The organism is Streptococcus oralis, from assembly GCF_016127915.1.
GTDB classification, from domain to species: domain Bacteria; phylum Bacillota; class Bacilli; order Lactobacillales; family Streptococcaceae; genus Streptococcus; species Streptococcus oralis_BO.
This window is the reverse complement of the sequence record NZ_CP066059.1, coordinates 315,705-336,327: the sequence shown is the minus strand read 5'-3', so window position 1 is coordinate 336,327 and position 20,623 is coordinate 315,705. Positions and strand designations below refer to the sequence as shown.

Sequence of the window (20,623 nt, the reverse complement as noted above, 5' to 3'; positions counted from 1 at the left end):
GTTTGATATGTATAACCTATTATTAACCATTTTATTAGTATTATCTGTTGTGATTGTGATTGCGATTTTCATGCAACCAACTAAGAACCAATCCAGCAATGTATTTGATGCCAGTTCAGGTGATTTGTTTGAACGTAGTAAAGCGCGTGGTTTTGAAGCTGTGATGCAACGTTTGACAGGTATTTTAGTCTTTTTCTGGCTAGCCATTGCCTTAGCATTGACAGTATTATCAAGTAGATAAGAAATGGGCGAGACTAGGTCTTAGCCTATTTTATTTTTAATGAAACTTAGAAAGTTATCAGTCAAAAAAATTATAAAAATCTAGAAAGAAAACATGAAAGATAAAATTAAAGAATATTTGCAAGAGAAGGGGCGAGTGACGGTAAATGATCTAGCTCAGGCTCTCGGAAAGGATGGGTCCAAGGATTTCCGTGAGTTGATTAAAACCCTGTCCCTGATGGAAAGAAAGCACCAGATTCGTTTTGAAGATGATGGTAGTTTATGTCTGGACCAAAAGAAGAAACATGAAATTACCCTCAAAGGGATTTTTCATGCCCATAAGAATGGCTTTGGCTTTGTCAGTCTAGAAGGCGAAGAGGACGATCTTTTTGTAGGAAAAAACGATGTCAACTATGCCATTGATGGTGATACCGTTGAGGTCGTGATTAAGAAAGTCGCTGACCGTAACAAGGGAACTGCTGCAGAAGCAAAAATTATCGATATCCTAGAGCATAGCCTGACGACAGTTGTCGGGCAAATCGTTCTGGATCAGGAAAAGCCCAAGTATGCGGGCTACATCCGTTCGAAAAATCAGAAAATCAGCCAACCGATCTATGTGAAGAAACCAGCTATCAAGTTGGAAGGTACTGAAGTTCTTAAGGTCTTTATCGATAAATACCCAAGCAAGAAACATGATTTCTTTGTCGCTAGTGTGCTGGACGTGGTGGGGCACTCGACTGATGCTGGGATTGACGTTCTTGAAGTCTTGGAATCCATGGATATTGTTTCAGAATTTCCAGAAGCTGTTCTCAAGGAGGCAGAAAGTGTACCAGAAGCTCCGTCTCAAAAGGATATGGAAGGGCGTCTGGACCTGAGAGATGAAATCACCTTTACCATTGACGGTGCGGATGCCAAGGACTTGGACGACGCAGTACACATCAAGTCTTTAAAAAATGGCAATATCGAACTCGGAGTTCACATCGCAGATGTTTCCTACTATGTGACCGAGGGTTCTGCCCTCGACAAGGAAGCTCTTAACCGCGCTACTTCTGTCTATGTGACAGACCGTGTGGTACCAATGCTTCCAGAGCGTCTGTCAAATGGTATCTGCTCTCTCAATCCTCAAGTAGATCGCTTGACCCAGTCTGCTATTTTGGAGATTGATAAACATGGTCGTGTGGTTAATTACACCATTACACAAACAGTTATCAAAACTAGTTTTCGTATGACCTATAGCGCTGTCAATGACATCCTAGCTGGCGATGAGGAAAAGAGACAAGAGTTTAAGAAAATTGTTCCAAGTATCGAACTCATGGCCAAGCTCCATGAAAGGCTAGAAAGCATGCGTGAGAAACGTGGAGCTCTCAATTTTGATACCAGTGAAGCTAAGATCTTGGTGGATAAAAAAGGTAAGCCTGTGGATATCGTTCTTCGTCAGCGTGGTGTTGCTGAGCGGATGATCGAGTCCTTCATGTTGATTGCTAATGAAACGGTTGCCGAGCACTTTAGCAAGCTGGACCTACCTTTCATTTATCGGATTCACGAGGAGCCCAAGGCTGAAAAAGTTCAGAAGTTTATTGATTATGCTTCAAGCTTTGGTTTGCGGATTTATGGGACTGCCAGTGAGATTAGCCAGGAGGCCCTTCAAGACATCATGCGTGCTGTTGAGGGAGAACCCTATGCGGATGTATTGTCCATGATGCTTCTTCGTTCCATGCAGCAGGCTCGCTATTCTGAACACAATCACGGTCACTATGGTCTTGCTGCTGATTATTACACTCACTTTACCAGCCCTATTCGCCGTTATCCGGACCTTCTAGTCCATCGAATGATTCGGGATTACGGCCGTTCTAAGGAAATAGCAGAGCATTTTGAACAAGTGATTCCAGAGATTGCAACCCAGTCTTCCAACCGTGAGCGTCGTGCCATCGAGGCGGAGCGTGAAGTCGAAGCCATGAAAAAGGCTGAGTACATGGAAGAATACGTGGGTGAAGAGTACGACGCAGTTGTATCCAGCATTGTCAAATTCGGTCTCTTTGTCGAATTGCCAAATACAGTTGAAGGCTTGATTCACATTACCAATTTGCCTGAATTTTATCATTTCAACGAGCGTGACTTGACACTCCGTGGAGAGAAATCAGGAATAACTTTCCGTGTGGGACAGCAAATTCGTATTCGTGTAGAAAGAGCGGATAAGATGACAGGTGAGATTGATTTCTCTTATATTCCAAGTGAGTTTGATGTCATCGAAAAAGGCTTGAAACAAGTTGGGCGCAAAGACAGAGGTCGTGGTTCAAATCGCCGTTCAGACAAGAAGGAAGACAAGAGAAAATCAGGGCGCTCAAATGATAAGCACAAGCATTCACAAAAAGACAAGAAGAAAAAGGGAAAGAAACCTTTTTACAAAGAAGTAGCTAAGAAAGGAGCCAAGCATGGCAAAGGGCGAGGGAAAGGTCGTCGCACAAAATAAAAAGGCGCACCACGACTATACAATCGTAGATACGCTAGAGGCAGGAATGGTCCTGACAGGAACGGAAATCAAGAGCGTTCGAGCTGCTCGAATCAATCTCAAGGATGGCTTTGCCCAAGTAAAAAATGGGGAAGTCTGGCTGAGCAATGTTCATATTGCCCCTTACGAAGAGGGTAATATCTGGAACCAGGAACCAGAACGCCGTCGTAAACTCCTGCTCCATAAGAAGCAAATTCAAAATTTGGAACAAGAGACCAAAGGGACAGGAATGACCCTTGTTCCCCTTAAAGTCTATATCAAAGATGGTTATGCCAAGCTTCTTTTAGGACTTGCTAAAGGGAAACATGACTATGACAAACGGGAGTCGATCAAGCGTCGTGAACAAAACCGCGACATCGCGCGTGTGATGAAAGCTGTCAACCAGCGTTAAGAAGAGGAAGTAAAATGGAAAAATTAATTGCCTATAAACGGATGCCCTTGTGGAATAAACAAACCATGCCTGAAGCTGTCCAGCAAAAGCACAATACTAAAGTCGGCACTTGGGGAAAAATTACTGTCTTGAAGGGTGCTCTCAAGTTTATTGAGCTGACTGAAGATGGTGAGGTTCTAGCTGAGCACCTCTTTGAGGCAGGAGCTGACAATCCTATGGCACAACCGCAAGCTTGGCACCGAGTAGAGGCTGCCACTGATGATGTAGAATGGTACTTGGAATTTTATTGTAAACCTGAGGATTATTTCCCTAAGAAATACCAGACCAATCCAGTCCATTCAGAGGTCCTAGAGGCTATGCAGACAGTGAAACCTGGAAGAGCCTTGGATTTGGGTTGTGGTCAAGGCCGTAACTCTCTCTTTCTCGCACAGAATGGTTTTGATGTGACAGCTGTTGATCAAAATGAATTGTCCCTTGAAATCTTGCAAAGCATCGTAGAGCAAGAGGATCTAGACATGCCTGTCGGACTTTATGATATCAATTCAGCCAGCATTAGACAAGACTATGATTTCATCGTATCGACAGTTGTTCTGATGTTCCTACAAGCGGACCGCATTCCAGCTATTATCCAAAATATGCAGGAGCACACCACGGTCGGTGGTTACAATCTTATCGTCTGTGCCATGGATACAGAGGATTATCCTTGCTCGGTTAATTTCCCATTCACCTTTAAAGAAGGGGAGTTGGCGGACTACTACAAGGATTGGGAATTGGTCAAGTATAATGAAAACCCAGGACATCTGCACCGTCGTGATGAAAATGGCAATCGTATTCAACTACGCTTTGCGACCATGTTAGCTAAAAAGATCAAGTAAATCAAACCTATACCAGCGAATAGAAACTACTTTGCAAGGTTTCTATTCGTTTTTGTTTGCGTTGGTTGATTGGGGCAAGCAGGATTTTATGCTATACTAGAAGTAGGAAATCTGAGGAGTAGGGCTGTATTGCCGATACTCTCAGCGCAAGAAAGTCTTTATGATGGAGGTGGTCGAATGACGAGTCTTTTGGTGGAATTGTATGATCGGCATGTATTGGAAAAGAATGTCTGCCAAGCCTTTATCAGTGATTGTGACGAGATTCTTTTTCTATCTTTGACGAAAATAAGCAATGAAGAGAAGCTCTCTCTCCGTCAGTTTATCATGGAAGAGGTACCTCATATTCAACGAGTGACCTTTCGTCAGTTATCCTTAGAACAACTAGCAGACCAGTTAGATTATTGTCTAGCAGGCTATGACCAGGTTCTTCTTGATGTTTTTGGTGGGGATTCGCTACTAGCCTTATCTCTCTATCAATACGGCTTGGATCGCCACCTCTCCATCGTTGCCATGGATGTCGAGCGAGGAAAACAATACAAGTGGGTGGCTGGTCAGTTAGAAAAAGAAGACCTAGACATTCCAACCCTAAGCATCCAACAGCTGATCGCCTTGCGTGGCGGAAAAATGCTCAAATCAAAACGCCCTATCCACTCAGCTCAGCAAATTGCAGCCATCAAAAAACTAGCCAGTTCTGCCATTGCCAATCCTGCCCACTGGTATCAAGTGACCCAATTTTTCTCTCTAGCTAAGACCAATGACCTGCATGCTGAGACCAAAAAAATACTGGAAAACAACGGCAAGTATTATCACTATCCAGAATCCCTCATCCCTTTACTTGTGGAAGCAGGGATGCTTTGTATTGAAAGCGAAGACAAGAAACGAGTAGCCTACAGCTTTCCAAGTCAAGAAGCTCAAGTCTTTTGCCGCAACAAGGGACATATTTTAGAGGTATATCTCTATCTCTTGGCGCTTGAATCTCAGTTGTTTGATGAGTGCATGATAGGTGGTGAGATTGATTGGAATGGTATCTTTCCAGAGGCAGACAATGTTCAAAATGAGATTGATGTCATTCTGAGAAAGGGCCGGTCGATTACCTTTATCTCCTGCAAAATGACAGATTTATCTGTTGAAGCCATCAACGAACTAGAAGTCTACGCCAATCATTTTGCTGGGGAGAGTTGCCTCAAGTTGATTGTTTGTACTGGAAAAATCAATCCAGCTTATGCCAATCGCTGCCAAGAATACGGCGTGCTGGTCATTAGAAGTGAGCAGATTCCCAATCTCATTCCCATGTTGAAAAAATACTCTAAGAGGTTTAAAAGGTAGAAAAGTAATATGAAAGGCTGAAATTCCAGTCTTTTTTAGTTTTTTTTCGAATAAATGAGAAAAGGAGGTAGTCCATGTTTGTAGCCAGAGATGCCAAGGGGAATTTGGTAAATGCCCTCGAAAAAGATGTGACCAAGCAAGCTTATACTTGTCCAGCCTGTGGAGGCGGACTACGGTTACGCCAAGGACAGAGCATTCGAACGCACTTTGCCCATGAAAGGTTAAGAGATTGCATCGCTATATTCGAGAATGAAAGTCCAGAACACTTGGGCAACAAAGAGGCCCTTTATCACTGGGCCAAGAAAGACTGTCAGGTTGCCCTAGAGTACGCTCTTCCCGAGATCCAGCAGATAGCGGATGTTCTTGTCAATGAGAAACTAGCTCTGGAGGTTCAGTGCAGCCCCTTGTCTCAAAAGCTTTTAGGTGATAGAAGCCAAGGATACCGTAGCCAAGGATATCAGGTTATCTGGCTACTGGGAGAAAAACTCTGGTTAAAAGAGCGATTAACACAATTGCAAAGGGGATTTCTCTATTATAGTCAAAATATGGGTTTCTATGCTTGGGAACTAGATCTCAAAAAGCAAGTTTTGAGACTGAAATATCTTCTGCATCAGGATCTACGTGGCAAGCTTCATTTTCAGGTCAAGGAATTCCCCTATGGCCAAGGAAATCTCTTGGAAATTCTACGATTTCCTTATCAAAAACAAAAACTGCCTCGTTTTGCAGTTGTGCAAGATTCCACTATTTGTCACTACATTCGCCAGCAGTTGTACTACCAAACGCCTTACTGGATGAAAAAACAGGAGGCAGCCTATCAGCAAGGAGACAATCTATTAAACCGTCAACTAGACGACTGGTATCCTCAAGTCAAGCCGATAGAATCAGGTGATTTTTTGCAGATTGAAACGGATTTGACTAGCTATTATAGAAATTTTCAGGCTTACTATCAAAAAAATCCGAAAAATAATCGCTAAAAGCTCTATCCACCAGCCTTTTATCACTTATATTTCTCAAAAAATGTGGTAAAATAGAAAGGATGGAGGAATCTTATGGTATTACAACGACATGAAATAAATGAAAAAGATACATGGGATCTTTCGACAATCTACCCAACAGACCAGGCTTGGGAAGAAGCCTTGAAAGATTTAACTGAAAAAGTACAAACAGCATCTCAGTATGAGGGACATCTCTTGGACAGCGCAGACAGTTTGCTTGAGATCACAGAATTCTCACTCGACTTGGAACGCCAAGTTGAAAAGCTTTATGTCTATGCGCATATGAAAAATGACCAGGACACGCGTGAAGCCAAGTATCAAGAGTACTATGCTAAGGCAATGACCCTATACAGTCAGTTAGAACAAGCCTTTTCATTCTATGAACCTGAGTTTATGGAGATTAGCGAAGAGCAGTATGCGGCCTTCCTAGAAGCTCAACCAAAACTCCGAGTTTACAAGCACTTTTTTGACAAGCTTTTGCAAAAGAAAGACCATGTTCTTTCGCAACGTGAGGAAGAATTGCTTGCTGGAGCAGGAGAAATCTTTGGCGCTGCTAGTGAAACCTTCGCTATTTTGGACAATGCGGATATTAGCTTTCCATACGTGCTTGATGACGAAGGCAAGGAAGTGCAACTCTCACACGGTACTTACATCCGTTTGATGGAGTCTAAAAACCGTGAAGTGCGCCGTGGTGCTTATGAAGCCCTCTATGCGACTTACGAGCAATTCCAACACACTTATGCTAAGACCTTGCAGACAAATGTTAAGGTGCAAAACTACCGTGCCAAAGTTCGCAACTATAAGAGTGCTCGCCATGCAGCCCTCGCAGCAAATGTTGTTCCAGAAAGTGTCTATGACAATCTAGTAGCAGCAGTTCGCAAGCACTTGCCACTCTTGCATCGATACCTTAACCTTCGTTCTAAAATCTTGGGTATTTCCGACCTCAAGATGTACGATGTCTACACACCACTATCTTCAGTAGAATACAGCTTTACCTACGAAGAAGCCTTGAAAAAGGCAGAAGAAGCTTTGGCAGTTTTAGGTGACGACTACTTGAGCCGTGTCAAACGTGCCTTCAGTGAGCGTTGGATTGATGTCTATGAAAACCAAGGCAAGCGCTCTGGTGCCTACTCTGGTGGTTCTTATGATACCAATGCCTTTATGCTTCTCAACTGGCAGGATAATCTAGATAATCTTTTTACTCTTGTTCATGAAACAGGTCACAGTATGCATTCAAGCTATACTCGTGAAACTCAGCCTTATGTTTATGGAGATTACTCTATCTTCTTGGCAGAGATTGCCTCAACTACTAATGAAAATATCTTGACGGAGAAATTATTGGAAGAAGTAGAAGACGACGCAACACGCTTTGCTATCCTCAATAACTTCCTAGATGGTTTCCGTGGAACAGTCTTCCGTCAAACTCAATTCGCTGAGTTTGAACATGCCATCCACCAAGCAGACCAGAATGGAGAAGTCTTGACAAGTGATTTCCTAAATAAACTCTACGCTGACTTGAACCAAGAGTATTATGGACTCAGCAAGGAAGATAATCCTCAGATCCAATATGAGTGGGCACGCATTCCACACTTCTACTATAACTACTATGTTTATCAATATTCAACTGGTTTTGCAGCTGCTTCAGCCTTGGCTGAGAAGATTGTCCATGGAAGTCAAGAAGATCGTGACCTCTATATCGACTACCTCAAGGCAGGTAAGTCTGACTATCCACTCAATGTTATGAGAAAAGCGGGAGTGGATATGGAAAAAGAAGACTATCTTAACGACGCTTTTGCAGTCTTTGAACGTCGCTTGAACGAGTTTGAAGCCCTTGTTGAAAAATTGGGACTAGCTTAAGATGGTAGAGTCTTATAGTAAAAATGCCAATCACAATATGCGTCGGCCTGTCGTCAAGGAAGAAATCGTAGAACTCATGCGCCAGCGTCAAAAGCAGGTGACAGGTTCTTTGAAAGAATTGGAGACCTTCGCTCGCAAGGAAAACATTCCAATCATTCCTCATGAGACAGTTGCTTATTTCCGTTTTCTCATGGAGACCATACAACCCAAGAATATTCTAGAGATCGGAACGGCAATTGGCTTTTCTGCCCTCCTGATGGCGGAACATGCGCCAAATGCCAAGATTACAACCATTGACCGTAATCCAGAAATGATAGGCTTTGCCAAGGAAAACTTTGCCCAGTTTGACAGTCGTAAGCAAATCACCTTACTTGAAGGTGATGCTGTTGATGTTTTATCTACTTTGACAGAAACATATGATTTTGTCTTTATGGATTCGGCCAAGTCAAAGTACATCGTCTTTCTGCCTGAAATCCTTAAACATTTGGAAGTTGGTGGAGTAGTCGTCTTGGATGATATTTTCCAAGGAGGAGATGTTGCCAAGGACATCATGGAAGTCCGCCGAGGTCAACGTACCATTTACCGTGGTTTGCAAAGGCTTTTCGACGCAACGTTGGACAATCCAGGTCTAACAGCAACTCTAGTTCCACTTGGAGACGGTATTCTTATGCTACGAAAGAATCTAGTAGAAGTAGTGCTTCCTGAGAGCGAATGATTTTCAGAAAAATTTAAGAAATTATAGTAAAATAGATAAGGTAACACTTACCGTAAAAGGAGTAAAAATGAAGAAAAAACTTATGGCAGGAGCCATCACACTTTTATCAGTAGCAACACTTGCAGCTTGTTCAAACAGTTCTGAAGGAAAAGATTTGATCAGCATGAAGGGCGATGTGATTACAGAACATCAATTCTTTGAAGAAGTAAAGAACAATCCAACTGCACAACAAGTCTTGCTCAATATGACCATCCAAAAAGTATTTGAACAACAATATGGATCAGAGGTAACGGATAAAGATGTGGATGACGCCGTTGCTGAAGAACAAAAGAAATACGGCGATAGCTACAACAGCGTGCTTCAACGTGCAGGTATGACACCTGAGACTCGTAAAGCTCAAATCCGTACTAGCAAATTGGTTGAATTGGCAGTTAAGAAGGCTGCTGAGAGTGAGTTGACAGACGAAGCCTACCAAAAAGCTTTTGAGTCTTACACACCAGATGTAACAGCTCAAATCATCCGTTTGGATAATGAAGACAAGGCAAAAGAAGTACTTGAGAAAGCTAAAGCAGAAGGTGCAGATTTTGCTCAGTTGGCAAAAGACAACTCTAACGACGACAAAACAAAAGAAAATGGTGGAGAAATCACTTTTGATTCTGCTTCAACAGAACTTCCAGAACAAGTCAAGAAAGCAGCCTTTGCCTTGGATGTGAACGGGGTTTCTGATGTGATTACAGCTACTGGAACACAAGCCTACAGCAGTCAGTTCTACATCATCAAAGTAACGAAGAAAACAGAAAAATCTTCTAATATAGAGGATTACAAAGAAAAATTGAAGACCATCATCTTGACTCAAAAACAAAATGATTCAGCCTTTGTTCAAGGAGTAATTGGTAAAGAATTGCAAGCAGCAAACATCAAGGTTAAAGACCAATCATTCCAAAACATCTTCACCCAATACATCGGTGGTGGTGACTCAAGCTCAAGTAGCAGTTCTTCATCTAACTAAGAAGGCAAAAAACAAATCTCTTTTGAGATTTGTTTTTTTATACCTAATACTATAAAATGAGTAAAATTCGAAGGATTAAAGGATAAGAGTTTTTTTCTTTCTGAAAAAGTGGTATAATAGCAATCAAAACTAGAAAATAAAACGGAATTGGGAACAGAAGCGTCTGTTCCTATTAGAGTGGTGAAATATGAAAATTAGCAAAAGGCACCTACTAAACTATTCCATTTTGATTCCTTACTTCCTTTTATCGATTTTGGGGCTGATTGTGGTGTACTCGACAACGAGTGCAACCTTGATCGAAGAAGGGAAAAGCGCCTTTCAATTGGTGCGTAACCAGGGGATCTTCTGGATAGCTAGTTTGATTCTGATTGCCTTAATCTATAAATTAAAATTAGGTTTCCTAAGAAACGGACGTCTCATCTTTATCGTAATGATTGTGGAGATGGTTCTTTTAGCTCTGGCGCGACTGGTCGGAACACCTGTCAATGGAGCATACGGATGGATCTCTGTAGGACCTGTAACGATTCAGCCTGCTGAGTACCTTAAGATTATCATTATCTGGTACCTGGCACATCGATTTTCAAAACAACAAGATGAGATTGCGGTTTATGACTTCCAGGTTTTGACACAGAATCAGTGGCTACCTCGAGCTTTTAACGACTGGCGTTTTGTTCTGCTAGTTCTGATTGGTAGCTTGGGAATTTTTCCAGACTTGGGAAATGCGACCATCTTGGTCTTGGTGGCGCTCATCATGTATACCGTAAGTGGAATCGCCTATCGTTGGTTCTCAACCATTCTGGCTCTCTTGGCAGGGAGCTCAATGTTAGTCTTGTCTGTCATTCGCTTTGTTGGGGTTGAAAAGTTCTCTAAAATTCCTGTATTTGGTTACGTTGCTAAACGTTTTAGTGCCTTCTTTAATCCTTTTAATGACTTGGCGGGTGCAGGACACCAGCTCGCAAATTCCTACTATGCCATGGTTAATGGTGGCTGGTTCGGACTGGGACTAGGGAATTCTATCGAGAAGCGTGGTTATCTGCCAGAAGCCCATACGGATTTCGTCTTTTCGATTGTTATCGAGGAGTTTGGATTCGTAGGAGCCAGTATGATTTTGGCTTTACTCTTCTTCTTGATTTTGCGAATCATCTTGGTTGGTATTCGAGCAAAGGATCCCTTTAACTCCATGGTTGCTATTGGTGTCGGAGGGATGATCCTTGTTCAGGTATTTGTCAATATCGGTGGGATTTCAGGATTGATTCCTTCTACAGGGGTAACCTTCCCCTTCCTTTCACAAGGTGGGAACAGTCTCCTGGTATTATCAGTAGCCATCGCGCTTGTACTAAACATTGATGCCAGCGAAAAACGTGCCAAACTTATCAGAGAATACGAGAATCAAACCGATGAAAGTCTGTAAGGATTGAATGGAAAGGAAAGTATATGTCTCTTCAAAAATTAGAAAACTATAGTAATAAAGCAGTTGTCCAAGAAGAAGTCTTGATTCTGACTGAGCTATTAGAAGATATCACAAAAAATATGCTGGCGCCAGAAACCTTTGAAAAGATTATCCAGTTGAAGGAATTATCAACTAGCGAGGATTATCAAGGGCTCAATGACCTAGTGACCAGTCTTTCGAATGAAGAAATGATTTACATTTCACGCTATTTCTCTATCCTTCCACTTTTGATTAATATCTCTGAGGATGTGGATTTGGCCTATGAAATCAATCACCAAAACAATGTGGACCAAGACTATCTAGGAAAACTATCTACAACGATTAAGATGGTAGCTGAAAAAGAAAATGCAGCCGAAATTTTAGAAAAGTTAAATGTCGTTCCTGTCCTGACTGCCCATCCAACGCAAGTACAGCGCAAGAGTATGCTGGATTTGACTAACCACATCCATACTCTCTTGCGCAAGTACCGTGATGTCAAACTCGGCTTGATTAATAAAGAAAAATGGCACACGGATCTCCGTCGTTACATTGAAATTATCATGCAAACGGACATGATTCGAGAGAAGAAATTGAAAGTAACCAACGAAATCACCAACGTGATGGAGTATTACCAAAGTTCTTTCCTGAATGCTGTTCCCCGTTTGACGGCTGAGTATAAAAAATTAGCCAAAGAACAAGCTATTGAGCTCCAACATCCAAAACCAATTACTATGGGGATGTGGATCGGAGGAGACCGTGATGGAAATCCTTTCGTAACAGCGGAAACCCTCAATAAATCAGCCTTGACTCAGTGCGAAGTCATCATGAACTACTATGATGAAAAGATTTATAATCTTTACCGTGAATTTTCACTGTCAACCAGCATCGTGAATGTCAGCGACAAGGTCCGTGAGATGGCGCTGAAGTCACAAGATAACTCGATTTACCGTGAAAAAGAACTCTATCGTCGTGCCCTTTTTGATATCCAAGCTAAGATGCTGGCAACCAAGGCTTATTTGATTGAAGACAAGGATCTTCAACCTAGATATGCCACTGCAGATGAATTCTATCAAGATTTGTTGGCCATTCGCGACTCTCTCCTTGAGAACAAAGGGGAATACCTGATTTCAGGAGAATTTGTCGAGTTGATGCAAGCTGTCGAAATTTTTGGTTTCTACCTTGCTTCTATTGATATGCGCCAAGACTCTAGTGTTCATGAAGCCTGTGTAGCAGAATTGCTTGCATCTGCTGGTATCAACGACCACTATAGCGATCTGTCTGAAGACGAAAAATGCGCCCTCCTCTTAAAAGAGTTGGAAGAAGACCCTCGTATCCTCTCAGCGACTCATGCTGAAAAGTCAGAACTGCTTGAAAAAGAACTATCTATCTTTAAAGCTGCGCGCAAGTTGAAGGACAAACTAGGTGAAAACGTCATCCGTCAAACCATCATTTCTCACGCAACAAGTGTATCTGATATGCTCGAACTAGCCATTATGCTTAAGGAAGTCGGCTTGGTAGATGCTCAAAAAGCCCGCGTTCAGATTGTTCCCCTCTTTGAAACAATCGAAGACTTGGATCACTCAGAAGAGACTATGAGAAGATATTTCTCTCTTCCTTTGGCTAAAAAATGGATTGCTTCAAAAGACAACTACCAAGAAATCATGCTTGGTTACTCTGATAGTAACAAAGACGGTGGTTATTTATCATCATGTTGGACCCTCTACAAGGCTCAACAACAACTGACTGCTATCGGGGATGAATTTGGCGTTAAAGTCACTTTCTTCCACGGTCGTGGTGGTACTGTGGGTCGTGGTGGTGGACCAACATATGAAGCCATTACATCTCAACCGCTTAAATCTATTAAGGACCGTATCCGTCTGACTGAGCAAGGAGAAGTTATCGGAAACAAATACGGTAACAAAGACGCTGCCTATTATAACCTTGAAATGCTGGTTTCTGCAGCCATTAACCGTATGATTACCAAGAAGAAGAGTGATACCAATACGTCAAATCGTTACGAAGCTATTATGGACCAAGTAGTAGACCGTAGTTACGATATCTATCGTGATTTGGTCTTTGGAAATGAACATTTCTATGACTATTTCTTTGAATCAAGTCCAATCAAGGCTATTTCAAGCTTCAATATCGGTTCGCGTCCAGCAGCTCGTAAGACCATCACTGAAATCGGTGGTTTACGTGCCATTCCTTGGGTCTTCTCATGGTCACAAAGCCGTGTCATGTTCCCTGGCTGGTACGGAGTGGGATCAAGCTTTAAAGAATTTATTGATCAAGATCCGAAGAATATCGAGTTTCTTCGAGATATGTATCAAAACTGGCCTTTCTTCCAATCTTTACTTTCCAATGTAGACATGGTCTTGTCTAAGTCTAATATGAACATTGCTTTTGAATATGCCAAGCTCTGTGAAGACGAAGAAGTACAAGCTATCTACTACACTATTTTAGATGAATGGCAGTTGACTAAGGACGTTATTTTAGCTATCGAAGGTTATGATGAACTCTTGGCAGAAAACTCTTACCTAAAAGACAGTCTAAACTATCGTATGCCTTACTTTAATATCCTTAACTACATCCAGTTGGAGTTGATTAAACGTCAACGTCGCGGCGAATTGTCAGCTGACGAAGAAAAACTGATCCATACAACTATTAACGGAATTGCAACTGGTTTACGTAATTCAGGCTGATATTCTACAAACTTCCTCTTTTATAAAGGGGAAGTTTTTGAATTGTTTAAAAAATTCTAAAAATAGCCTTGACAAGTAGTTGAAAAATGATATAATTTAAACATTCAGAAAGTAATCATTGAAGTTTTTTAGAGAGTCTGTGGTTGGTGAAAGCAGATAGATGAAATTGATGAAATTGGGCTGAATGTACTTAAGAATTTGAAATCATAAAAATTCGGTGAGCACACCTTACAGTGCAACTCGTTATTGCGAGAAAGAGCGATAGGAATATTTCCTATAATTGAGGTGGCACCGCGCATCGACGTCCTCACACAAGTTTTTTGTGTGAGGACTTTTTCTATGGGGAGGAAAGATATTGGAATTTAAACGATGGCATCGCTTGATGATGTGATTTAACAAGTTAAGGTAAAAGAATTAAGGAGAAAGAAAAATGAAAAATAAACGTTTGATTGGAATTGTCGCTGGATTAGCAGTATTGGTAGTGGCCAGCTTGATTTATTCATCTATGAACAAGCCGGTAGCTAAGGAAGAGCAAAAGGTTGCTAAGGTTGGTGTCCTTCAATTTGTTAGTCACCCATCCTTGGACTTGATTTACCAAGGGATTCAAGATGGATTAGCTGAAGAAGGCTATAAGGACGACCAAGTAAAAATCGACTTTATGAACTCTGAAGGCGATCAGAGCAAGGTTGCAACCATGAGTAAACAATTGGTAGCAAATGGAAACGACGTTGTTGTTGGGATTGCGACACCAGCTGCTCAAGGACTTGCTAGTGCTACAAAAGACCTACCTGTTATCATGGCTGCTATTACAGACCCAATCGGTGCTAACTTGGTTAAAGATTTGAAAAAACCAGGTGGCAACATCACAGGGGTATCAGACCATAACCCTGCTGAACAACAAGTGGAATTGATTAAAACTTTGACACCAAATGTCAAAACAATCGGCGCTCTCTACTCAAGCAGTGAAGATAACTCAAAATCACAAGTTGAAGAATTCAAGGCTTATGCTGAAAAAGCAGGTTTGACAGTCGAAACATTTGCCGTTCCATCAACCAATGAAATTGCTTCAACAGTTAATGTCATGACAAGTAAGGTTGATGCGATTTGGGTTCCAATTGACAACACCATCGCATCCGCATTCTCAACAGTTGTTTCAAGCAACCAAACAGCTAAAAAGCCAATCTACCCAAGTGCCACTGCCATGGTAGAAGCAGGTGGATTAGCATCTGTAGTAGTTGACCAACACGATCTTGGAGTGGCTACTGGTAAGATGATTGCCAAAGTTTTGAAAGGTGAAAAACCAGCTGATACGCCAGTTAATGTCTTTTCAACTGGTAAGTCAGTGATTAACAAAAAACTAGCGCAGGAACTTGGTATCACCATTCCTGAGTCCGTTCTAAAAGAAGCAGGACAAGTGATTGAATAAAGATAAAGGAGGAGCTGGGCACATCTCCTCCCATTTTTACTAAAGAAAGAAATGAGTGAAAGATTATGATAGTATCCATTATTTCTCAGGGGATGGTCTGGGCGATTTTAGGTTTGGGAATCTTTATGACTTTTCGAATTTTGAATTTCCCAGATATGACTACTGAGGGTTCTTTTCCTCTTGGGGGAGCAGTAGCTGTAACCTTGATAACGCAGGGAGTCAATCCATTTTTAGCGACATTGGCTGCGGTAGGAGCAGGCTGTCTAGCTGGAATGGCAACAGGTCTCTTATGTACCAAAGGAAAAATACCAACCCTCTTATCAGGAATTTTAGTAATGACTTCCTGCCATTCCATCATGCTCATGATCATGGGACGTGCCAATCTGGGGCTTCTTGGAACTAAACAAATCCAGGATGTCTTACCTTTTGATTCAGACCTTAACCAACTCCTGACTGGATTTATCTTTGTTGCTCTTGTTATTGGCCTTATGCTCTTTTTCCTAGATACCAAACTAGGTCAGGCATACATCGCTACAGGTGACAATCCTGATATGGCTCGTAGCTTTGGTATCAATACAGGACGTATGGAACTCATGGGCTTGGTTCTCTCAAATGGGATTATCGCCCTTGCAGGGGCCTTAATTGCTCAACAAGAAGGATACGCAGATGTTTCACGAGGAATCGGGGTGATTGTTGTAGGGCTTGCTAGCTTGATTATTGGTGAGGTTTTGTTTAAAAGTTTGACCTTGGCAGAGCGACTCATGACCATCGTTGTAGGCTCTATCGCTTATCAGTTCCTCGTTTGGGGAGTGATTGCTCTTGGGTTTAATACAAGTTATCTTCGTTTATACAGCGCCTTGATTTTGGCAGTTTGCCTCATGATTCCAACCTTCAAAAGCAAATACCTGAAAGGAGTCAAGTTTAGCAAATGACAGCAATTGTAGAATTAAAAAATGCTACCAAAGTCATCACGAATGGCTTTGACGAGGAAAAGATCATTCTGAATGATGTTTCTCTTGAAATTTTTGAACATGATTTCATTACCATCCTAGGTGGAAATGGAGCAGGGAAGTCAACGCTTTTTAACACTATTGCAGGTACCTTACCTCTAACAAGCGGAAGTATCCGTATCATGGGGGAGGATGTGACGCATTTTTCACCTGAAAAGCGGGCTAAGTACCTGTCTCGTGTCTTTCAGGATCCTAAGATGGGTACGGCTCCCCGTATGACAGTGGCGGAAAATCTCTTGATTGCCAAGTTTCGTGGTGAGAAGAGAGGACTCCTTCCTAGGAGACTTTCAAACCATAGGGAAGAGTTTCAGGCTACCATTGAAAAAGTGGGAAATGGGCTTGAAAAGCATCTGGATACTCCGATTGAGTTTCTTTCAGGCGGTCAGCGTCAGGCACTGAGTCTCTTGATGGCTACCATAAAGCGACCAGAGTTGCTCTTGTTGGATGAACACACAGCAGCCCTTGACCCAAAAACAAGTGTGGCCTTGATGGAATTAACAGATGACTTTGTTAGCAAGGATCATCTAACAGCCTTGATGATTACCCACCATATGGAAGATGCACTGAAGTATGGAAATCGTCTGCTTGTCATGAAGGAGGGGCGTATCATCCAAGACCTCAATAAAGAGGAAAAAGCTAAGATGAAGATCTCGGACTACTATCAATTATTTGAATAGATGGGCCTGTATTTCATCAAAAAATAGTGAAGATTAACTTAGAAACATGGAAGTGTTTCTGAGTTTTTTATCTCCTCTTTCTATCTAGAAAAATAAGGCAAAGAGAATTACGGAAAGCGTATGAAATGGTTTACTTTTTTTCAGAAATAAGCTATACTAGTTTACGTGAAACTATGATAAGATGGAGGTATTGTGTATGGTTGACAAGCAAGTCATTGAAGAAATCAAAAACAATGCCAACATTGTGGAAGTCATAGGTGATGTGATTTCTTTACAGAAGGCTGGACGGAACTATTTAGGGCTCTGTCCTTTTCATGGTGAAAAGACCCCCTCTTTCAACGTTGTGGAAGACAAGCAGTTTTATCACTGTTTTGGATGTGGGCGTTCAGGAGATGTCTTTAAGTTTATCGAAGAATACCAAGGCGTGTCTTTCATGGAAGCCGTTCAGCTCTTAGGAGAGCGTGTCGGTATTCAACTAGCTATGCCTGTTCAGTCTCGTCCCCAACAAGCTTCCCCTCATCAAGCTCTATATGATATGCATGAAGAAGCTGCCCGTTTTTACCATGCCATCCTCATGACGACTAAGATGGGAGAAGAAGCAAGGGCTTATCTCTACAAACGCGGATTGACAGATGATGTTCTGAAGCACTTCCAGATTGGACTGGCTCCAGCAGAGAGAACCTATCTCTATCAACGTTTGGCTGACAAGTTTGAGGAAAAGGATTTATTGGATTCTGGCCTGTTTTACCTGTCAGATGGTAATCAATTTTATGATACCTTTTTCGGACGGATCATCTTTCCATTGACCAATGACAAGGGGCAGGTTATTGCCTTTTCAGGTCGTATTTGGCAAGAAACGGATACTCAGACTGCTAAGTATAAAAATAGTCGTTCGACTGCAATTTTTAACAAGAGTTACGAATTGTATCATTTGGACAAGGCAAAAAAGGGAACAGGTAAGATTACAGAGCTCTACCTGATGGAAGGCTTTATGGATGTGATTGCGGCCTACCGTGCTGGTATAGAAAATGCTGTGGCTTCCATGGGGACAGCTCTGAGCAAGGAGCATGTTGATCATCTCGAACGTTTTACCAAAAAGATAGTTCTCAGCTATGATGGCGACAAGGCAGGGCAGGCAGCAACAGCCAAGGCTCTGGAGGAGTTAAAAGACTTCTCAGTTGAGGTTGTTCGAGTACCTGATGCCATGGACCCAGATGAGTATCTACAAAAGAATTCTGCTGAAGACCTGGCTTACCTTTTAACCAAGACTCGGATCAGTCCTATAGAGTTCTATATTCACCAGCTCAAGCCAGAAAATAGTGATAACTTGCAGGCGCAAATCGAGTTCATTGAAAAGATTGCGCCCCTAATCGCCAAAGAAAAGTCTATCACTGCCCAGAATTCTTATATCCACATTCTGGCGGATAACCTACCTTCCTTTGATTACCAGCAGGTGGAGCAGATTGTAAATGAAAGTCGCATTGTTCAAAGACAGGAAAGATCCAAAGAGGAGCAACCTACAGCAGCGATTAGTTTACCTGTAACGCGGCAACTGACAGCAGTCATGAGAGCAGAGGCGCATCTCCTCTATAGGATGGCTGAGAATCCAGTTGTTCTAAATGACTACCGATTAAGAGAAGATTTTTTCTTTGATACCCCAGAATTTCAAATTCTTTACGAATTATTAAGTGAGCAGGGAGAAATCGGCTCAGAGGAGCTTTCTCATCAGACGCCTGAGGTTGAAAATGCTTGGTACCACGTGCTTAGCTTGGATTTGCCAGTTGAGATGTCGCCTCAAGAGCTAGCGGAAGTCGAAGCGACTCGAAACCGTGCCCTCCTCAGCAAGGACAATTTAAGGATTAAAAAGAAAGTGCAGGAAGCTAGTCATGTAGGAGATACAGACACAGCCTTGGAAGAATTGCAACGATTGATTTCCCAAAAGAGAAGAATGGAGTAATAATGGCAACAAAACAAAAAGAAGTAACGACATTTGATGTGCAAGTAGCAGACTTTATCCGTAACCACAAAAAAACAGGAACAGCAACAGATGACGAAATCAATTCAAGTCTGGTTATTCCGTTTGCCCTTGATGCAGACGGCATTGAAGACCTTTTGCAACGGATTCAGGATGCTGGAATTTCTATCACAGATAACGAAGGAAATCCAAGCGCGCGTGTTCTTAGTGCAGAAGAAGAACCAGAACTCAGTGATGAGGACTTGATTGGCTCAACTTCTGCCAAGGTCAATGACCCTGTCCGTATGTATTTGAAGGAAATCGGGGTCGTTCCTCTCTTGACCAATGAAGAGGAAAAAGAATTGGCATTAGCAGTTGAAGCAGGTGATATCGAAGCCAAACAACGTCTTGCAGAAGCCAACCTTCGTTTGGTGGTTTCGATTGCTAAGCGCTACGTAGGGCGTGGTATGCAATTTCTTGACTTGATCCAAGAAGGCAACATGGGCTTGATGAAGGCAGTGGATAAGTTTGACTACTCTAAAGGATTTAAGTTCTCAACTTATGCAACTTGGTGGATTCGTCAGGCAATCACTCGTGCCATCGCTGACCAGGCCCGCACTATTCGTATCCCTGTTCACATGGTTGAAACCATTAACAAGCTTGTCCGTGAACAGCGGAATCTCCTTCAAGAATTGGGGCAAGATCCAACACCTGAACAAATCGCTGAGCGTATGGATATGACACCTGACAAGGTGCGTGAAATCTTGAAAATCGCCCAAGAGCCTGTATCGCTTGAAACACCAATTGGTGAAGAGGACGATAGCCATCTTGGAGACTTTATCGAAGACGAAGTGATTGAAAATCCAGTAGACTACACAACTCGTATCGTTTTGCGTGAGCAGTTGGATGAAGTTTTGGATACTCTTACAGACCGTGAAGAAAACGTCTTGCGCTTGCGTTTCGGACTAGATGATGGGAAAATGCGTACTCTTGAAGATGTTGGGAAAGTCTTTAACGTGACTCGTGAGCGTATCCGTCAGATCGAGGCCAAGGCTTTGAGAAAATTGCGCCAACCAAGTCGCAGCAAACCGCTTCGTGATTTTATTGAAGATTAAGAGTGAGGATGAACATGGCTTATACAGAAGAGCAAATTGAAACGATCAAAACACGCATTTTAAATGCTTTGGAAGAAGTCATCGACCCTGAGTTGGGGATTGATATTGTCAACCTAGGTTTGATTTATGAAATTCGTTTTGATGGTGAGACAGGTCACACTGAAATTGATATGACCTTGACAACTATGGGCTGCCCGCTGGCTGACCTTTTGACAGATCAGATACATGATGCGATGACAGATGTGCCTGAGGTAACCAATACCGAAGTTAAATTGGTCTGGTATCCAGCTTGGACGGTTGAAAAAATGAGCCGATACGCGCGTATCGCCCTAGGAATTAAATAAAGACTAAGAAAAATGAGAGAGACGATTGGAAAATAAGGTAATTTTATCCTTTTTCCTTTGGTCTCTTCTT

General features: G+C 42.1%; 17 protein-coding genes and 1 other annotated feature. All 17 genes read left to right on the top strand.

The features are described 5' to 3' along the window. The first annotated feature begins 7 nt into the window (after positions 1-7). The 17 genes from secG to I6H78_RS01500 all read left to right on the top strand — a co-directional run bounded on the left by secG (position 8) and on the right by I6H78_RS01500 (position 20,553). The gene (secG, locus tag I6H78_RS01580; RefSeq protein ID WP_000282517.1) at positions 8-241 is read left to right on the top strand and encodes a preprotein translocase subunit SecG; all 234 of its coding nucleotides are present in this window, start codon (positions 8-10) and stop codon (positions 239-241) included. Between the two features lie 93 nt (positions 242-334). Further along, positions 335-2,689: a ribonuclease R gene (rnr, locus tag I6H78_RS01575; protein ID WP_198459725.1), complete on the top strand. Its 2,355-nt coding sequence runs from the start codon at positions 335-337 to the stop codon at positions 2,687-2,689. Beyond that, a complete protein-coding gene (gene smpB / locus I6H78_RS01570; protein ID WP_198459724.1) occupies positions 2,652-3,119 on the top strand; it encodes an SsrA-binding protein SmpB in 468 nt (155 codons plus the stop codon). The genes rnr and smpB overlap by 38 nt, the downstream gene beginning before the upstream one ends. 14 nt (positions 3,120-3,133) lie before the next feature. Further along, positions 3,134-3,994, top strand: coding sequence for an SAM-dependent methyltransferase TehB (gene tehB / locus I6H78_RS01565; RefSeq protein WP_198459723.1), 861 nt, complete (start codon positions 3,134-3,136; stop codon positions 3,992-3,994). A gap of 177 nt (positions 3,995-4,171) precedes the next feature. After that, a complete protein-coding gene (locus tag I6H78_RS01560; RefSeq protein ID WP_198460214.1) occupies positions 4,172-5,320 on the top strand; it encodes a PDDEXK family nuclease in 1,149 nt (382 codons plus the stop codon). 74 nt (positions 5,321-5,394) lie between these two features. Next, positions 5,395-6,294, top strand: coding sequence for a competence protein CoiA (locus I6H78_RS01555; protein WP_198459722.1), 900 nt, complete (start codon positions 5,395-5,397; stop codon positions 6,292-6,294). A gap of 75 nt (positions 6,295-6,369) precedes the next feature. Continuing rightward, positions 6,370-8,172, top strand: coding sequence for an oligoendopeptidase F (pepF, locus tag I6H78_RS01550; protein ID WP_198459721.1), 1,803 nt, complete (start codon positions 6,370-6,372; stop codon positions 8,170-8,172). A 1-nt stretch (position 8,173) separates the two neighbouring features. Next, a complete protein-coding gene (locus I6H78_RS01545; protein ID WP_198459720.1) occupies positions 8,174-8,887 on the top strand; it encodes an O-methyltransferase in 714 nt (237 codons plus the stop codon). A gap of 67 nt (positions 8,888-8,954) precedes the next feature. Continuing rightward, positions 8,955-9,896, top strand: a complete 942-nt coding sequence (gene prsA / locus I6H78_RS01540; protein WP_000728082.1) for a peptidylprolyl isomerase PrsA — start codon at positions 8,955-8,957, stop codon at positions 9,894-9,896. Between the two features lie 187 nt (positions 9,897-10,083). Beyond that, on the top strand, positions 10,084-11,307 hold the full coding sequence (ftsW, locus tag I6H78_RS01535) for a cell division peptidoglycan polymerase FtsW (protein ID WP_198459719.1): 1,224 nt from the start codon (positions 10,084-10,086) through the stop codon (positions 11,305-11,307). A gap of 23 nt (positions 11,308-11,330) precedes the next feature. Beyond that, positions 11,331-14,027 (top strand): phosphoenolpyruvate carboxylase, encoded by a 2,697-nt coding sequence (ppc, locus tag I6H78_RS01530; protein WP_198459718.1) that lies wholly within the window; start codon positions 11,331-11,333, stop codon positions 14,025-14,027. Between the two features lie 96 nt (positions 14,028-14,123). Next, positions 14,124-14,339 (top strand) — a binding site (T-box leader). Positions 14,340-14,457: 118 nt separating this feature from the next. Further along, entirely contained in the window at positions 14,458-15,453 is a 996-nt protein-coding gene (trpX, locus tag I6H78_RS01525; protein WP_198459717.1) for a tryptophan ABC transporter substrate-binding protein, read from the top strand. Positions 15,454-15,518: 65 nt separating this feature from the next. Further along, on the top strand, positions 15,519-16,385 hold the full coding sequence (locus I6H78_RS01520; protein ID WP_198459716.1) for an ABC transporter permease: 867 nt from the start codon (positions 15,519-15,521) through the stop codon (positions 16,383-16,385). Then, a complete protein-coding gene (locus I6H78_RS01515) occupies positions 16,382-17,140 on the top strand; it encodes an ABC transporter ATP-binding protein (RefSeq protein ID WP_198459715.1) in 759 nt (252 codons plus the stop codon). The genes I6H78_RS01520 and I6H78_RS01515 overlap by 4 nt, the downstream gene beginning before the upstream one ends. Positions 17,141-17,336: 196 nt before the next feature. Next, positions 17,337-19,097, top strand: a complete 1,761-nt coding sequence (gene dnaG, locus I6H78_RS01510; RefSeq protein ID WP_232619938.1) for a DNA primase — start codon at positions 17,337-17,339, stop codon at positions 19,095-19,097. A gap of 2 nt (positions 19,098-19,099) precedes the next feature. Next, the gene (gene rpoD / locus I6H78_RS01505; protein ID WP_000201890.1) at positions 19,100-20,209 is read left to right on the top strand and encodes an RNA polymerase sigma factor RpoD; all 1,110 of its coding nucleotides are present in this window, start codon (positions 19,100-19,102) and stop codon (positions 20,207-20,209) included. A 14-nt stretch (positions 20,210-20,223) separates the two neighbouring features. Beyond that, the gene (locus I6H78_RS01500) at positions 20,224-20,553 is read left to right on the top strand and encodes a metal-sulfur cluster assembly factor (protein WP_000331930.1); all 330 of its coding nucleotides are present in this window, start codon (positions 20,224-20,226) and stop codon (positions 20,551-20,553) included. The last annotated feature ends 70 nt before the right edge of the window (positions 20,554-20,623 follow it).